The organism is Sphingobium naphthae (genome assembly GCF_043589935.1).
GTDB lineage: Bacteria > Pseudomonadota > Alphaproteobacteria > Sphingomonadales > Sphingomonadaceae > Sphingobium > Sphingobium naphthae_A.
Window position 1 is genome coordinate 543,079 of sequence record NZ_CP171454.1, and the last position, 17,107, is coordinate 560,185.

Sequence of the window (17,107 nt, forward strand, 5' to 3'; positions counted from 1 at the left end):
GCTCAGCGCTCCAGGACATAATGGCCGGGCGCGTCCGCGATCGGCGCATAGCCTTTGTCCGCGGCGCCCATGGACGGCGGGGCCCCGGGCGCGCCCGAACGGCTTGCAAGCCAGTCGCCCCATTCGGTCCACCAGGAACCCTGCTTCTTCTCTGCGTGGCGTTCCCATTCCTCCGGATCGTAGGAGAGACCATCGGTTTCGCGCGTCAGCACGCGGTAGCGCCGGCCGTTGTGGCCCGGTTCCGAGACGATACCGGCATTATGGCCGCCGCTCGTCAGCACGAAGGTGATCTCGGCCCCGGTCAGCAGGTGGATCTTATGCACCGAATGCCAGGGCGCGACATGATCGCGCTCGGTGCCGACGACGAACAACGGTCTGCGGATCGCCGAGAGCGCGATGGTGCGACCATTGACCTTGTATTTGCCCTCGGCCAGGTCATCGTCGAGGAACAGGCGCCGCAGATACTGGCTGTGCATGGCATAGGGCATGCGCGTCCCGTCGGCGTTCCAGGCCATGAGGTCGTTGAGAGGCGCGCGCTCGCCCATCAGATATTCCGACAGGATGCGCGACCAGACGAGGTCGTTGGATTTGAGGATCTGGAACGCGCCGCCCATCTGGCCGCTGTCGAGATAGCCCCGGCTCCACATCATCTTTTCGAGGAGATTGAGCTGTCCCTCATCGATGAAGAGGCCCAGTTCGCCCGGTTCGCTGAATTCGGTCTGCGCCGCGAAAAGCGTCACGCTGGCAAGGCGATCGTCACCCTCGCGCGCCATCGTCGCCGCTGCGATCGAGAGCAGCGTGCCGCCTAGGCAATAGCCCACGGCATGAACGGCGGGCGCGCCGGTAATCGCGCTCACCGCATCGAGCGCCGCCATCGGCCCGAGTTGCCGATAGGCCTCCATGTCGAGGTCGCGGTCCTCGCTGTCCGGATTGTGCCAGGAGATCATGAACACGGTGAAGCCCTGGGACGTCAGCCACTGGACGAGGCTGTTCTCGGGCGAGAGGTCGAGGATGTAATATTTCATGATCCATGCCGGCACGATCAGGATCGGCTCGGGCCGCACCGTGTCGGTGGTGGGGGCGTACTGGATCAGTTCGATGAGGCGGTTGCGATAGACGACCTTGCCCCTGGCGGTCGCCACCGTCTCCCCCACGCGGAAGGCGTCCGTGCCCGCCGGAGGCAAGCCTCTTACGAGATGCTGCATATCCTCGATCAGATGGCGGAACCCGTCGACCAGGCATTGGCCGCCGGTCTCGACGATCTTGCGCTGGAGAACCGGGTTGGTCGTAAGGAAGTTGGTCGGCGCAAGGATATCGAGCATCTGTCTGGCGGTGAATTCGACCATGTCCTCATGATGGCTGCCGACGCCGCCCACCCCGGTTGTCGCCGCGTGCCACCATTGCTGGTTGAGAAGGAACGCCTGCGAGAGGAGGTTGAAGGGCGGCTGCTGCCAGGCGGGATCGGCAAAGCGGCGGTCCTGCGGCAGCGGCTCGATCGCGGGCGCCGCGTCGCGGTCGCCTGCGGATCGGACGGCATAGTCGAAGAGCCGCACATATTTGCGGGCCGCCTTGGCGGTGAGTTGCAGCTGCTTGCCCGGTGCGAAGGCGAGATGATGTCCCCAGTCCGAAAAGGCCTGGAGGATGGTGATGGGGGAGAGCCCCGCGGTCATCTGCGCGATCGCGGCGCCCGCGGCCCTGTCGAGGGTTTCGGCGATCCCGTCGAGCGGGTCGGGTGCCTGGGGCATGTTCTGGGCGCTCATGATCGGTCCTTTTTGAAGATTTCCATTACAGGGCGGCTACCGGTCGGGCCGTTGCCCGGGGAGGCAAAGCTGCGGCAAAAGGCCGCTGTCGCCCTTGAGAACAGAGAAAGAAAATCAATCCTCATAATTCTCTCCCAGGTACAGACGACGGACTTCGTCATGGTGAAGAAGCTCTTGCGGCTTGCCCACGAAAAGCACCTTGCCGCCGTGGATGACATAGGCGCGGTCGACCAGTTCGAGCATCTCATGGACGTTATGGTCGGTGATGAGGACGCCGACGCCACGCCTTTTGAGATCGCGGACCATGAGCTTGATGTCCGCGATCGACATGGGATCGATCCCGGCGAAAGGCTCGTCGAGCAGGATCACGCCAGGCTCGGCCGCCAGGGCGCGCGCGATCTCGCAGCGCCGCCGCTCGCCGCCGGACAGGGAAGGGGAGGGTGTCGACCGCAGATGCGTCAGGCCGAAATCGGCAAGCAGTTCGCCCAGCCGGCGGTCGATGTCGCCAGGGTCGGTCATGCGCAGTTCCAGCACAGAGCGGATGTTGTCCGCAACGCTCATCCCGCGAAAGATCGAGGCTTCCTGCGGCAGATAGCCAAGCCCGCGGTTGCCGCGCTCATGCATGGCCAGTGCTGAGACATCTTCGCCGTCGAGCAGTATACGACCGCCATCGAGGCGTATGAGACCCATGATCCCGTAGAAGCAGATCGTCTTGCCTGTGCCGTTGGGGCCGAGCAGGCCAACGATCTCGCCGCGATCGACCTCGAGCGAGAAGCCGTCCAGCACCTTTCGCCGTCCGAACGCTTTCTCGATCGCCTGGACTTTGAGCGCGGGCGGGCCGACCACCGACACCGACCCGGAGGTGTCCAGCCTGGCGCAGTCAACGCCTTCGCGGCAGGCTGATGGAGTGTCGGCAATGCGGCAGGCGCTGTCATCGAGCATCGTCAGAGGCCCGGCGCGGCACATTCGCATGAGAATCGCCGCCGCGCCGTGCCGCTCGTGATCATGCCATCGCCTCCAGGGCGAGGGCCACGCCCTGGCCGCCGCCGATGCACAAGGTGACAACGCCCCGGCGCAGCCCGTCGCGCCGCATCGCATGCAGCAGGCGGGTGGTCAGCACGGCACCGGTCGCCCCGATCGGATGGCCATGCGCGATGGCGCCGCCTTCCACATTGACGATGTCCTCAGGGAGGCCGAGTTCCTGCGTGACCGCGATGGCGATGGCCGCGAAAGCCTCGTTGATCTCGACGCGATCGAGGTCTCCGACCGACCATCCCGCCCGCTCGAGCGCCTGCCGGACGGCGGGCACCGGCCCGAGGCCGAAGAGGCCGGGGGCGACCGCGCCGACACCGAACGCGACGAGGCGCCCCAGGGGCGTCACGCCATTGCGCTGCGCCCATTGCTCGTTCGCGACGATCATCGCGGACGCGCCGGTGTTGAGGCCGGGCGCATTGCCCGCCGTGATGGTGCCTTCCGGTCGGAAGGCAGGCTTCAGACGCGCGAGGCTCTCAAGGCTCGTATCGGCCCGGTTCTGCTCATCTTTTGCAAAGAGCGTCACAGCCTTGCGAGAAGGAATCTCGACAGGCACGATCTCCGCCTCGAACCGGCCATTGGCCTGGGCCGCGCTGAAACTCTGCTGCGAGCGCAACGCCCAGCCATCCTGCGCCTCCCGGCTGATGCCGAACTGTGCGACCAGATCCTCGGTGACCCAGCCTGAATGCTGATTGCTGAAGGCGTCATTCAGCCCGTCATGGAGCATGGCGTCGAGGAGTTTGCCCTCGCCCATACGATAGCCCCAGCGTCCCTTCTCGATGAGATAGGGCGCCTGGTCCATATTCTCCATGCCGCCGGCGATCACGGCCTGGCCAAGGCCGAGCATGATCTCCTGGGCGGCCGAGGCGATCGCCTGTGCGCCCGATCCGCAGACCCGGTTGACGGTCATGGCAGGAGCACTGTCGCGTAACCCCGCGTTGATGGCGGCCTGGCGGGCAGGGTTCATCTTCGCGCCTGCCTGGACCACCTGTCCCATGACGACGCTGTCGATATTGTCAGCGCCCACGCCCGCGCGCCTGAGCGTTTCGGCGATGGCGACGCTGCCGAGCGCGGGCGCTTTCATGTCCTTGAGCGCGCCGCCATAGGCGCCGATGGGCGTGCGAACCGGGGCGCACAGAACGACAGGACTGGTCATGAGAATAATCCTTCCACGCATTTTCAGGCGAGATACTTGCCGCCGTTGATCGAGAGGGTGGCGCCGGTCACGAAACCGGCCTCGTCCTCGACAAGATAGAGCACGCCGCGCGCGATTTCCTGCGGCGTGCCGAGCCGGCCGACCGGCACCGCGGCCAGCACCGCCTCGAGCGCGTCCTGCGGCACCGCGGCGACCATGCCGGTATCGGTATAGCCCGGCGCAATCGCATTGACCGTGATGTTTCGAGACGCGCCTTCCAGTGCCAGCGCCTTGGTGAAGCCGATCACGCCTGCCTTGGCCGCTGCATAGTTGGTCTGGCCAAATTGTCCTGAAAGACCGTTTACCGAGCTGATATTGACGATCCGTCCGAACCGGCGCTCGCGCATGCCCTCGATCACGGCACGGCACATGTTGAAGCAGCCGCCCAGATCGACGTCGACGACGCTGCGCCATTGCTCCTCGGTCATCTTGTGCAACGTGCCGTCGCGCGTGATGCCGGCATTGTTGACCAGAATGTCGATGGGGCCGATGTCTGCCGCAACCTTCGCCACGCCGTCATGACAGGCGGAGAAATCGGCTACATTCCAGTTGTAGATCGGGATCGAGGTTTCCGCGAGGAATCGCTCGGCATCCTCGTCATTGCCATGATAATTGACGGCAACGCGATAGCCTTTGTCGCGGAGGAGCATTGCGGTCGCCGCGCCTATTCCGCTGACGCCGCCGGTAACGAGTGCGACTCTGGGCATGACATCATCCTTTGGCCTTCAATAGTCGCCATGGGCGCCTGGGCCGCACGGCGGGAAGTGGCGCATGCGCTATGCCGCGATGCGCCTGGTCGAAGTCTCTCCCGATATGATTCGGCCCCTGTCATGGCCGATTTAGTAGTGCCTGATCTCGCTGTGAGGGAGCGGCGGCGCCATTAGGAACTATACTTAGAAGTTTCGTATTTGATCGTCAAACGGCTTTGCGTGTCGCGACGATTTGCCATGACATGCGAGGGTCTTGGGCCGGCGCCTGCCGGCGCGAATCAGGTCGCCGCTCCCTGGGCCGCCGGGGGGCGCGGACGTTGAAGCTCCTGGACCCATTCAGCATAATCGGTCGAACGCACAGTCCGGACGACGATCGGTGCGAGCGGAAGGGTTGCGCCGCGGCTGCCTGAATACCCTGGAACCTGGGGGCTGCGACCAGGCCGGGGCTAACGGTCGAAGCAACGCCGTCCATCGACAGGCGAAAACAAGGGCGTCGCGCGTTCGGTCCTGGGCCCTCGTCCTGTCAATGCCTCGGACAGAACGGAGCGCTGGCGGACATCGCAATCACCTTTTGGGTGCGTGTTGCAATTCAGGTTCGAGGAGCGGAACTGCCCGTGCCAGCAGATCAATGGTCTGGGCGAGATGTTCGGTCTTGGCCCGAGCTGTGTTGGCAAGATCCTTTCGTAACAATATTCTCGCGCGCGGACCGGTCACCAATGCATCGAAGATGAACGCTGCCAGAAAGGGCAGATCCTCTTCTATGTTGCGCACACGCGCCTCCTCCGTCAGCAGATCCTGGATCAATGAGGCGCCGGGGTTGCGATGAATACTGAGCTGCGCCTCGAGCTTGCGTTCGAAAATCCAGGTCGCGAGTGTCTCGATGCCAATGACCTCGGGTTTGAGCGCAGCGTCGAGCATCTTGCGGCAAAGCTTCAGGAGCCGATTGCGTAGGTCTCCTGATCGCCGGTCGACGGTAATCGCTTTGAGATGGCGCTGGGTGCCGTGCTCGGCACTGGCGATCAGAAGCTGGGTTTTCGATCCGTAACGCGAATAAAGCGTGCGCTTGGAGACGTTCGCGGCCGCGGCAATGTCATCCATGTTGGCGCCTTCCACCCCATGGGCGATGAACTGGTCGAGCGCGACCTGCAATATATGCTCGCCCAATTGCGCGGCTATTTCCTGCGGCGGCCGTCCGCCTTTTGGATCGCGCGGCGCCAGCTTGTGTCGAGGTGATCGGCGGCTTGTCACCTTTTTGTCATTACCTTCCTTTTTCATGCGGGCCAAAGACCGCACTTGATCCGGGGCGGGAAAGCGGCAATAACGACACTCATAAGTATAGATACTAATAGTCCGGAGAGGCGCGACGGGGGAAACCGCGCGGCGTGACCTGAAAAATGGAGCCGGAGTATCATGACGGGAATTGCACTCGTAACTGGGGGAACACGTGGAATCGGCGCGGCAATCGCCCGGTCGCTCAAAGCAGCGGGATGGAATGTTGCCAGCATATATCATGGAAACGACGCCGCCGCCGAGCTGTTCCGGGATGGTACGGGCATTCCCGTCTATAAATGGGACGTCGCGGAGGAACAGGCCTGCCGCGAAGGCCTGGCCCGCGTGGAAAAGGAACTGGGCCCGGTTTCAGTGCTGGTGAACAATGCCGGCATCACGCGCGACACCATGTTCCATCGGATGAGCTTTGCGCAGTGGCGCGAGGTTCTTGGCACCAACCTCGACTCGATGTTCACAATGACGCGCGCCGTCATCGAAGGCATGCGCGAACGCCGCTTTGGCCGGATCATCAATATCTCCTCGATCAACGGCCAGAAGGGCCAGATTGGCCAGGTGAACTATTCGGCGGCCAAGGCGGGTGTGATCGGCTTCACCAAGGCGCTGGCGCAGGAAAATGCGTCGCGCGGCATCACGGTCAACGCCGTATGCCCCGGCTATATCGACACCGAGATGGTCGCTGCCGTGCCGCAGGATGTCCGCGAAAAGATCATCGGCGGCATTCCCGTCGGGCGCCTGGGCGATCCGGCTGAAATCGCCGAAGCCGTTTGTTGGCTGGCCTCGGACAAGGCCGGTTTCAATACCGGCTCGGTGCTCACGATCAATGGCGGGCAATATATCGCCAACGGCTGAAACTCTTGCCGTCCATGAATCTAATGCGTGGTTCGTCTTCCGATCTGCACTCCAGATCCAACCCCACTTCAAGGAGCAGTCTCATGAGCTATCCGTTCGACCAGTTTGCCGCTGTCGCCGGCGCCAATCGGCAACTCGCCCTCAAATGCGCCGAGATCATGCGCGAAGCCGGCCAGCGCCAGGCGGCGATCGCTTCGCGCACGTTCGAGCTTCTCTCGGCGCAGAGCGCGGAGAAGGCGGGGGCTGTGCCTCTGCCCAATATCGCCGGCTTTTCCGAGATGTGGCAGGAAATCAGCCGGAACGGTCAGGCGTGCGCCCAGGACATGAAGGGCGCGCTCGACGATTGGCGGGCCGGGGTTGGTGACAGCCTGTCACCCGGCCAGGCCCAGGAGCAGGCGGCTCATGTGCTGCAACTCTGGACGTCTTTCTTCACACCCTCCCAGGCGGGAGATGCCGCAGCCGCCAAGGCGCCTGTGACCGCCCCGGCCAAGACCGGAACGGCCAAGCCCGAGACCGACAAGACCTGAAAACCACAGTTCGACCGCCATGCCGCCAACCTGCGGCATTTCGGCAGGGCGGGGGCAGGTTGAAGTCTTCTTGCAACAGGGGATGTTGTGCGATTTACTGATCAAGTCCATATGAAAGGGTGGCGCCTGCCGTGCTTTCCCCTGCGGCCGAGGACCGCTGTTGTCGCCGCTTTGATGGTGGGTGTGACCGGCTGCTCTTTTGCGCCTGAGCATGTCCGGCCACCCCAGCCGGTGCCGCCGACCTACGAGGCGGCCAACATCGCCGGGACCACGATCGCGCGCATCGGTTGGCACGACTTCTTCCGGGAAGCCGAGTTGCAGCGGCTGATCGGCGAGGCGCTCGCGAACAATCGCGATATCCGCATCGCGGCGACCCGCGTCGCCGAGGTCCGCGCCGCCTGGCGGATCGAGGGCTCCTCGCTCTATCCGCAGCTCGATGCGGTCGGCACGGGAACGCGGGGCCGGACCCTGTTCAATCTCCCCGGCGCGGGCGCTACGCCTGTCGATGTCAAACAGATCAGCGCGCAGCTCTCGGCCAGTTGGGAGATCGACTTCTGGGGACGGCTGCGCAACCTGCGCGATGCCGCGCGCTGGCAGTATCTGGCGACCGAGGAAGCGCGCCGCGCGGTCGCGAGCCAGCTCGTCGCGCAGGTCGCCAACGGCTATCTTCTCGAACGGGAATATGAGGAACGGGTCGCACTCGCCCGGCACTCGATCGAAACGCGCGAGGAAGCGCTGCGCATCATGCGCCGCCGCTATGAGGTGGGATCGGGATCGAAGCTCGAGATGACCCAGGCGCAGCTGCTCCTGGGCCAGGCCAATACGACGATGCAGGGGCTGGAGCAGGACCGGGCCGTCAACCGCAATGCTCTTGCGGTGCTGATCGGGCGGCCTGTCGAGATCGCGTCCGGGACCCTGTCTCTGACCGACGTGCCCGAACGGCTCACGCTGCCTGCCGGGCTGCCCTCCGACCTTCTGGCCAACCGCCCGGATATCGTGGCGTCCGAATATCAGCTGCGCGCCGCCAGCGCCAATATCGGCGCGGCGCGGGCGGCCTTTTTTCCGAACATCAGCCTGACGGGCGCATACGGCACGATGAGCGATGAGTTGGACGGGCTGTTCTCCGGCGGCAGCGAGGCGTGGAGCTTCACCCCGACCATCCGCCTTCCGCTTTTCAACGCGGGACGCCTGAAGGGCAATCTCGACGTGGCCAGGGCCCGGCAGGAACGGGCGGTCGCGCAATATGAACAGACCGTGCAATCGGCGTTCCGCGACGTGTCCGATGCCCTTGTCCGCCGGCAGCAGTTGCAGCTGCAGATCGACACGACACAGCAGATGCTGGACGCCCAGCGCGAACGCGCGCGGCTCGCCCAGCTTCGCTTCGACAATGGCCGCTCGGCCAATCTGGAGGTGCTGGATGCCCAGCGCGACCTGTTCGACGCCGAACAGGCCCTGGTCCAGCTTCGGCGGGCCGAACTGGCCAGCATCGTCGTACTTTATTCGGCGCTGGGCGGAGGATTTGTCGCGGACGACGCCTTCGACGGCAACCTATCGAACAGAAACGGGGAACAGTCACAATGACGCAGACGACAGGCAAGACCTGGTTCATCAGGGGCGCGATCGTCGCGGCGGTCGTGGCGGTGGCCGTGATCCTCTGGTCGCTGCTCAGGCCCGCGGACCTGCCGGAGGGTATCGTCAGTGGCAATGGCCGGCTGGAAGCGCTCGAGATCGATATCTCGGCGAAAACGCCGGGCCGCATCCGCGATATCGTCGCCGAAGAAGGCCAGTTGGTGAAAGCCGGCGAGGTCGTCGCCCATATGGATGTCGAGACGCTCTCTGCTCAGCTTTCTGAAGCGAAGGCGCAGCTCGCCCAGGCGCTCAATGCCGTCCAGATCGCGCAAACCCAGGTGGGGCAGCGGCAGAGCGAACGCGCGGCAGCGCTCGCCACTGTCCGCCAGCGGGAAGCCGAACTCAATGCGGCCCGCAAGCGGCTTGGCCGGTCGGAAACGCTTGCGCGCGAAGGCGCCACGCCGACGCAGGAGCGCGACGATAACCAGGCGGCGGTCGAAGGAGCTTCCGCCACGGTAGAAGCCGCGCGCGCGCAGTTGGCGTCGGCCGACGCCAATATCGCCGCAGCGCGCAGCCAGGTCATCGGCGCCCGATCCAATGTCGATGCGGCGCGCGCAACCATCGCGCGGATCGAGGCGGATATCCGCGACAGCGACCTCAAGGCGCCTCGCGGCGGCCGCATCCAGTATCGGGTTGCCCAGCCGGGCGAGGTCGTCGCCGGCGGCGGCCGGGTCATGAACCTCGTCGATCTGACCGACGTCTATATGACTTTCTTCCTGCCGGAAACGGTCGCGGGGCGCGTGCGCATCGGCAGCGAGGTTCGCCTGGTGCTCGATGCCGCGCCCGATGTCGTCATTCCTGCAAAGATCAGTTTCGTGGCCGATGTCGCGCAGTTCACGCCCAAGACGGTCGAAACGCAAAGCGAGCGCCAGAAGCTCATGTTCCGCGTCCGGGCGAAGATCGATCCCGCGCTGCTCCAGCGCCATATCGCGCTGGTAAAAAAAGGCCTGCCGGGCATGGCCTATGTGCGGATCGATTCCCAGGCAGCCTGGCCGGACAAGCTGTCGAACCTTGTAAAGGAATAGGCCGGTGGCTTCCCCCACGCCCCCCCAGGGGCCACCGGTCGTCCGCCTTGCCGGAGTGCGGTTGCGCTACGGCAAGGCGGAAGCCCTGCGCGGCATCGACCTCAACCTGAGCCCAGGCCGGATGATCGGTCTGATCGGCCCCGACGGGGTCGGCAAGTCGAGCCTGCTATCGCTGGTCGCGGGCGCTCGCGCCGTGCAGGAGGGGACGGTTCATGTGCTCGGCGGCGATATGGCCGACCGCCGTCATCGCGAGGACGTCTGTCCGCGCATCGCCTATATGCCGCAGGGTCTGGGACGGAACCTCTATCCGACACTGTCTGTCGAGGAAAATCTCCAGTTCTTCGCCCGTCTCTTCGGTCATGGCGCGTCCGAGCGCCGCCGCCGGATCGATGCGCTCACCCGCAGCACGGGGCTCTATTCCTTCCTGTCGCGGCCTGCCGGCAAGCTGTCGGGTGGCATGAAGCAGAAGCTCGGCCTGTGCTGCGCGCTGATCCACGATCCCGATCTCCTGATCCTGGACGAACCGACCACCGGCGTCGATCCGCTGGCGCGCGCGCAGTTCTGGGATCTGATCGCCGGCATCCGCGAAGATCGTCCCGGCATGAGCGTGATCGTGGCGACGGCCTATATGGACGAAGCGCAGCGGTTCGACTGGCTGGTGGCGATGGATGATGGCGCGATCCTGGCTACGGGCACGCCTTCGCAAATCCTTGAGCGGACCGGCACGGATCATCTCGAAGCTGCCTTCGCCGAACTGTTGCCCGAAGAGAGGAAACGCGGCCACAAGCCGGTCATCATCCCGCCGCTCGACGTCGACGAGGATGACATCGCCATCGAGGCGGAGGGGCTGACCATGCGCTTCGGCGATTTCGTCGCCGTCGATCATGTCAGTTTCCGCATCCGCCGCGGCGAGATCTTCGGTTTCCTCGGCTCAAACGGCTGCGGCAAGTCGACGACGATGAAGATGCTGACCGGACTGCTGCCGGCAAGCGAAGGGCGGGCCTGGCTGTTTGGCCATGAGGTCGATCCGCACGACATCGCGACGCGCAGGCGGGTTGGCTATATGAGCCAGGCTTTCTCGCTCTACGGCGAACTGACCGTACGGCAGAATCTCGAACTGCATGCGCGGCTGTTCCATGTGCCGGTCGACGAAATACCGGGCCGCGTCACCGAGATGGCGGAACGCTTCAGTCTCGAGCCGGTCATGGACGAGCTGCCCGAGCAACTTCCGCTCGGTATCCGCCAGCGTCTCTCCCTCGCTGTGGCGATGGTTCACAAGCCCGAACTGTTGATCCTGGATGAACCCACCTCCGGCGTCGATCCGGTCGCGCGTGACGCCTTCTGGCGGTTGCTTGCCGAACTGTCGCGCCGGGACAGGGTGACCATCTTCATTTCCACCCACTTCATGAACGAGGCAGAGCGCTGCGACCGCATGTCGATGATGCATGCGGGCAAGGTGCTCGACAGCGACGTGCCCGCCAGACTGGTCGAGAAGCGCGGCGCCAAAACCCTTGAAGAGGCCTTCATCGGCTACCTCGTCGAAGCCGAGGGCGGCACGGCGGCGCCGGCCAGCCAGCCCGGGGCCGCCGATCACGAGGAGCAACCATCGGCGGCGCCCGCTGAACACGGCGGGCACGGCTCTGGCGGTTTCAGTCTGCAGCGAATGTTCAGCTATCTGTGGCGCGAGACGCTGGAATTGCAGCGGGACCCGGTACGCGCCACGCTGGCGCTGGGCGGTTCGCTGCTGCTGATGTTCGTGATCGGCTTCGGCATCACCATGGACGTCGAGGACCTGAGCTATGCGGTGCTCGATCGCGACCAGACCACGCTTAGCCAGAACTACACGCTGAACTTGGCCGGATCGCGCTACTTCACCGAGCACGCGCCGATCATCGACTACGAGGACCTTGATCGACGCATGCGCAACGGCGAACTGTCGCTGGCCATTGAGATCCCCCCTGGCTTCTCTCGCGATGTGTTGCGAGGCCAGAACGTGCAGATAGGTGCCTGGATCGACGGCGCCATGCCGCAACGCGCGGAAACCGTCCAGGGCTACGTTCAGGGCATGCACCAGCACTGGCTGCTCGTACAGGCCAGCGAACGCAGCGGTGCCAGCGCCGCAGGAAATGCGAGCGTCGAGACACGCTTTCGCTACAACCCCGATGTCAAGAGCCTGCCGGCCATGGTGCCGGGGGTGATTCCCCTGTTGCTGCTCATGCTGCCGGCGATGCTGACCGCGCTGGCGGTGGTGCGCGAGAAGGAGACAGGCTCGATTACCAATCTGTACGTGACGCCGGTCACGCGCATCGAGTTCCTGCTTGGCAAGCAACTGCCCTATGTCGGTCTGGCCATGGTGAACTTCCTGCTGATGAGCCTGCTCGCGGTCACCGTCTTCGGTGTGCAGGTCACGGGCAGCTTCTTCACCCTGTCGCTGGCCGCGCTGATCTTCTCCTTCGCCGCGACAGGCATGGGGCTGCTGGCCTCGGCCGTCACGCGCAGCCAGATCGCCGCCATGTTCTTTGCCATGATCGGCACCATCATTCCGGCCACCCAGTTCGCCGGCCTGAGGGATCCCGTGTCCTCGCTTGAAGGCTCCAGCAAGTTCATCGGCGAGATCTACCCCGCCACGCACATGATCTCCATCAGCCGTGGCGTGTTCAACAAATCACTCGGCCTGGCCGACCTGACGGGGCCGCTGTGGTCGATGCTCATTTCGGTTCCGGTCATTCTCGGCGTGGCTGTTTTGCTACTCAAGAAGCAGGAGCGTTGAGATGCGCAGAAGAAACCTGGCCAATATCTACGACCTTGGTGTCAAGGAGCTGTGGAGTCTGTGGCGCGATCCGATGATGCTTGTGCTCATCGTCTATGTGTTCACCGCGTCGGTCTACACCAAGGCCACGTCCATGCCGGAGACGCTGCACAACGCGCCCATCGCCATCGTCGACGAGGATAATTCGGCGCTGTCCCAGCGGGTTGCCTCGGCCTTCTACCCCCCGCAGTTCACGCCACCGGCCATGATCGACTATGGGGACGTGGACCCGGGCATGGACGCGGGGCTGTACACCTTCGCTCTGGTCATTCCGCCCAACTTCCAGCGCGACGTGCTGGCGGGGCGATCGCCTGCCGTGCAGCTCAATGTCGACGCCACCCGCATGAGCCAGGCCTTCACCGGCAGTGGCTATATCCAGCAGATCTTCACCGGCGAAGTCAATGAGTTCGTCAAGCGTTACCGCGGCACCGACGCGCCACCCGTGGATCTGGCATTGCGCGCACGCTTCAACCCGGCACTGGACAAGGCCTGGTTCGGCTCGGTGGTGCAGATCATCAACCACATCACGCTGTTGTCCATCATCCTGACCGGCGCAGCGCTGATCCGGGAGCGCGAGCACGGCACCATCGAGCACCTGCTGGTGATGCCGGTTACACCCGCGCAGATCATGCTCTCCAAGGTCTGGTCGATGGCCCTGGTCGTGCTGATCGCCTCCTTCCTGTCCCTCAACCTCATGGTGCGCGGCATCCTGGGCGTGCCCATCGAGGGCTCCATTGTGTTGTTCTTCGCCGGCGCGGCCCTCAGCCTGTTCGCCACCACCTCCATGGGCATATTCATCGCCACGCTGGCGCGCAACATGCCGCAGTTCGGCATGCTGATGATGCTGACCATCATGCCGCTCCAGATGCTATCCGGCGGCGACACGCCCCGCGAAAGCATGCCCGAGATCGTGCAGAACATCATGCTGATCGCACCCACCACCCATTTCGTGGAACTGAGCCAGGCCATCCTTTACCGGGACGCGGGCCTGGAGACGGTATGGCAGCCGTTCCTGGCGCTGGCCCTGATCGGCACGGTGCTGTTTTTCCTGTCGTTGGCACGCTTTCGCAAAACGATCGGCCAGATGGCCTGATCGTTTGATCGCCCGAGTGGGCACTCAACCCAGTAAGGAGTTTGACCATGAGCAATGAAACCATCCCTCTCAACCTGTTCAAGGCGAACCTGGAACTGCAGTTGCGCCTCCAGCGCCTGGTGCAGGAAAACGGCCAGCAATGGTTGGAGAACGCCACGCGCGCAGGCAAAGACGGCATTGCCGAGTCCGGCGCAGAAATCGAAAACCTGCTCAAGGCCAAGAACTGGCAGGAACTGGCCACGCTGCCCGCACAAGCCTTCTGGCGTCAGTTCCAGTACCACGTGGGCGGCGCGCAGGCGCTGACACAAGTCGCGATCAAAAACCAGACAACCTTCACCCAAGGCCTGCAAATAGCTATTCAAGACTGGCAGAAATCGGTTACGCAGGCTGAGAACGGCGGTGCAAAATTAGACCACGGTAGCGGCGGCGAAGTGCTGCTGCGGGCGGCGTAAAAGTCGTCCACTTTTTCCCTTTTCGCGATGCTGGCGAGGAGGGATGAGGGATTTACACCGTGGAACTTTACCTGAAGGTTCGTCTTGCCTGCGCGGGCGGCATGAGCGCCCGGGCGGCAGCGAAGCATTTCAACATATCGCGCGACACGGTCCGCAAGATGCTGTCGTATTCCGAGCCGCCCGGTTACCGTCGCAGCGCCCCGGTGCGGCGACCGAAGCTGGAAGCGTTCATACCGATCATCGACGGCTGGCTGGATGGGGACCGGTCGGTCCCGCGCAAGCAGCGCCATACGGCGAAGCGTGTGTTCGATCGCCTTCGCGAAGAGCATGGCTTCACCGGAGGCTACACGATCATCAAGGATTACATCCGGGATCGGGATCAGCGCAGCCGGGAGATGTTCGTGCCGCTGGCACACGCACCCGGCCATGGGCAGGCAGATTTTGGAGAAGCTCTGGTCGAGATCGGCGGGGTGGAGCAGAAGGCGCACTTCTTCGTGCTCGATCTGCCGCACAGCGACGCCTGCTACGTACGCGCCTATCCGGCTGCCGTTGCCGAGGCCTGGATGGACGGCCATGTCCACGCCTTTGCGTTCTTCGGCGCGGTGCCGCTGTCGATCGTCTACGACAACGACCGCTGCCTGGTCTCGAAGATCCTGCCTGACGGGACGCGGCTGCGCGCGAGGCTGTTCAGCGCCTTCCTGTCGCACTACCTGATCCGTGATCGTTACGGCCGCCCCGGCAAGGGTAACGATAAGGGCGGCGTTGAAGGCCTTGTCGGCTATTGCCGGCGCAACTTCATGGTGCCGATCCCCCGGTTCCCGACATGGGAGGCGTTCAACCTGTGGCTCGAGGAGCAATGCCGCAAACGGCAGAACGACCGGCTGCGGGGCGAGAGTGAGACGATTGGCGAGAGGCTGCGGCGCGATCTGGCGGCGATGCAGGAACTGCCGGCTTCCCCCTTCGAGGCCTGTGACCAGACCAGCGGCCAGGTCTCATCGCAGGCGCTGGTGCGTTACCGGACCAACGATTACTCGGTGCCGGTGCGCTTCGGCCACCAGGAGGTGTGGATCAGGGGCTATGTCGACGAGGTGGTGATCGGTTGCCGGGGCGAGATCATTGCCCGCCATGTGCGCAGCTACGAGCGCGAGGATGTGATCTTCGATCCGATCCATTACCTTCCCCTGATCGAACAGAAGATCAATGCCCTCGATCAGGCCGCACCATTGCAGGGCTGGGACCTGCCCGAGGTATTTACAACGCTGCGCCGGCTGATGGAGACGCGCATGGGCAAGCATGGCCGGCGCGAATATGTGCAGGTACTGCGCCTGCTGGAGAGCTTCGCTCTGGCCGATCTGCATGGCGCGGTGAAGCAGGCCCTTGATATGGGCGCGATCGGCTTCGATGCGGTGAAGCATCTCCTGTTATGCCGGGTGGAGCGCCGCCCGCCCCGACTGGACATGGCGATCTATCCCTACCTGCCCAGGGCCAGAGTGGAGACAACATCGGCGCGCTCGTACATGCGGCTGTTGACCGGCGGAGCAGCGGCATGAGCAGCCAAGCTCCCGAACTGCTGCTCGCCAGCCACCTCAAGACGCTCAAGCTGCCAACCTTCCTGCGCGAGCATGACAAGCTGGCCCGGCAATGCGCAGCAGAGGGCGTAGATCATGTCCGCTACCTTGCTCGGCTTGTCGAACTGGAACTGATCGACCGGGAACGCCGGATGGTCGAGCGCCGGATCAAGGCCGCGCGGTTCCCGGCCGCCAAGAGCCTCGACAGCTTCGACTTTGCCGCCATTCCGAAGCTCAACAAGATGCAGGTGCTCGAACTGGCGCGTTGTGACTGGATTACCCGTCGCGAGAACGTCATCGCCCTTGGCCCGTCGGGGACCGGCAAGACCCATGTCGCGATCGGTCTTGGCCTGGCGGCCTGCCAGAAGGGCCTGACGGTCGGGTTCATCACTGCTTCCGCGCTGGTCAGCGAGATGATGGAGGCACGCGACGAACGCCGCCTACTGCGCTTACACAAGCAGATGACCGGCTATAAGCTTCTCATCATCGATGAGCTGGGGTTCGTGCCCCTCTCCAAAACCGGCGCGGAACTGCTGTTCGAGCTGATCTCACAGCGCTACGAACGCGGCTCGACGCTGATCACCAGCAACCTGCCGTTCGACGAATGGACCGAGACGTTCGGTTCCGAGCGCCTGACAGGCGCGCTCCTCGACCGGCTCACCCACCACGTCAGCATCCTCGAGATGAACGGCGAGAGCTATCGCCTGGCCCAGAGCCAGGCACGCAAAGCACGTCCCAACCCCTGACAGAAACGGCAATCCGGGTGTTGGCGACCCCCGCTCGGGCTACGCCCTCCCGGCGCTCGCCAACACCCGGATCAAGTGGCCTGGTTTTGCTCCGCCCAATGGACGACTTTTACGCCGCCGTTGACAGGATCCGCATGGAATGCCTTGTGATGCGGTCCAAGGTCTCCCGAGAACAATAGGTGCGAGCCTCCGACGTGCATCTCGGCCGACGCTGACCCCAGAATATGCCCTGCATTCCAAAACCGGGTCCTGAAGCCCGGTACCGGCTCGAACCTGTCAAACGGCGTTCAAAAGGGACCCCCGATCGGCGTCGAAGAGGGACCCCCTTTTCAGATAATATGATGCTGGTTTGTTGAAGATGGCCTTGCGCTGCGTGCGGCGGAGGGCGGGCGTAGCCCGACCGGAGGCGCGCGCAGCGCAAG

The 17,107-nt window shown here is 64.0% G+C and carries 14 protein-coding genes; 9 read left to right on the top strand and 5 right to left on the bottom strand.

What is annotated here, in order from left to right; genetic code table 11:
- Window positions 1-2: 2 nt before the first annotated feature.
- The 5 genes from ACGGKE_RS02715 to ACGGKE_RS02735 form a co-directional block, all read right to left on the bottom strand.
- Entirely contained in the window at window positions 3-1,760 is a 1,758-nt protein-coding gene (locus tag ACGGKE_RS02715; RefSeq protein ID WP_048575771.1) for an alpha/beta hydrolase, read from the bottom strand.
- A gap of 114 nt (window positions 1,761-1,874) precedes the next feature.
- Entirely contained in the window at window positions 1,875-2,702 is an 828-nt protein-coding gene (gene lptB, locus ACGGKE_RS02720) for an LPS export ABC transporter ATP-binding protein (RefSeq protein WP_374414496.1), read from the bottom strand.
- A gap of 61 nt (window positions 2,703-2,763) precedes the next feature.
- Entirely contained in the window at window positions 2,764-3,948 is a 1,185-nt protein-coding gene (locus ACGGKE_RS02725; RefSeq protein ID WP_037444218.1) for an acetyl-CoA C-acetyltransferase, read from the bottom strand.
- A gap of 23 nt (window positions 3,949-3,971) precedes the next feature.
- Window positions 3,972-4,694: an acetoacetyl-CoA reductase gene (gene phbB / locus ACGGKE_RS02730; protein ID WP_037444222.1), complete on the bottom strand. Its 723-nt coding sequence runs from the start codon at window positions 4,692-4,694 to the stop codon at window positions 3,972-3,974.
- Window positions 4,695-5,261: 567 nt separating this feature from the next.
- Window positions 5,262-5,972, bottom strand: coding sequence for a TetR/AcrR family transcriptional regulator (locus ACGGKE_RS02735; RefSeq protein ID WP_374414498.1), 711 nt, complete (start codon window positions 5,970-5,972; stop codon window positions 5,262-5,264).
- A 135-nt stretch (window positions 5,973-6,107) separates the two neighbouring features.
- Between ACGGKE_RS02735 and phbB (ACGGKE_RS02740) the strand changes: the two genes are divergently transcribed.
- The 9 genes from phbB (ACGGKE_RS02740) to istB all read left to right on the top strand — a co-directional run bounded on the left by phbB (ACGGKE_RS02740) (window position 6,108) and on the right by istB (window position 16,685).
- Window positions 6,108-6,836, top strand: a complete 729-nt coding sequence (gene phbB / locus ACGGKE_RS02740) for an acetoacetyl-CoA reductase (protein ID WP_020817741.1) — start codon at window positions 6,108-6,110, stop codon at window positions 6,834-6,836.
- An 83-nt stretch (window positions 6,837-6,919) separates the two neighbouring features.
- Window positions 6,920-7,363 carry a hypothetical protein gene (locus tag ACGGKE_RS02745; protein ID WP_037444229.1) on the top strand — a complete coding sequence of 148 codons (444 nt, stop codon included), beginning with the start codon at window positions 6,920-6,922 and terminating at the stop codon, window positions 7,361-7,363.
- A gap of 174 nt (window positions 7,364-7,537) precedes the next feature.
- Complete coding sequence (locus ACGGKE_RS02750; RefSeq protein ID WP_394439864.1) at window positions 7,538-8,944, top strand: efflux transporter outer membrane subunit; 1,407 nt, start codon at window positions 7,538-7,540, stop codon at window positions 8,942-8,944.
- Window positions 8,941-10,017, top strand: a complete 1,077-nt coding sequence (locus tag ACGGKE_RS02755; RefSeq protein ID WP_394439867.1) for an HlyD family secretion protein — start codon at window positions 8,941-8,943, stop codon at window positions 10,015-10,017. The genes ACGGKE_RS02750 and ACGGKE_RS02755 overlap by 4 nt, the downstream gene beginning before the upstream one ends.
- Window positions 10,018-10,021: 4 nt before the next feature.
- The gene (gene rbbA, locus ACGGKE_RS02760) at window positions 10,022-12,787 is read left to right on the top strand and encodes a ribosome-associated ATPase/putative transporter RbbA (RefSeq protein WP_089220944.1); all 2,766 of its coding nucleotides are present in this window, start codon (window positions 10,022-10,024) and stop codon (window positions 12,785-12,787) included.
- Window position 12,788: 1 nt separating this feature from the next.
- On the top strand, window positions 12,789-13,919 hold the full coding sequence (locus ACGGKE_RS02765; protein WP_088137969.1) for an ABC transporter permease: 1,131 nt from the start codon (window positions 12,789-12,791) through the stop codon (window positions 13,917-13,919).
- A gap of 47 nt (window positions 13,920-13,966) precedes the next feature.
- On the top strand, window positions 13,967-14,371 hold the full coding sequence (locus ACGGKE_RS02770; RefSeq protein ID WP_245843016.1) for a phasin family protein: 405 nt from the start codon (window positions 13,967-13,969) through the stop codon (window positions 14,369-14,371).
- Between the two features lie 59 nt (window positions 14,372-14,430).
- A complete protein-coding gene (gene istA / locus ACGGKE_RS02775) occupies window positions 14,431-15,921 on the top strand; it encodes an IS21 family transposase (protein WP_081261070.1) in 1,491 nt (496 codons plus the stop codon).
- A complete protein-coding gene (gene istB / locus ACGGKE_RS02780; protein WP_048578302.1) occupies window positions 15,918-16,685 on the top strand; it encodes an IS21-like element helper ATPase IstB in 768 nt (255 codons plus the stop codon). The genes istA and istB overlap by 4 nt, the downstream gene beginning before the upstream one ends.
- The last annotated feature ends 422 nt before the right edge of the window (window positions 16,686-17,107 follow it).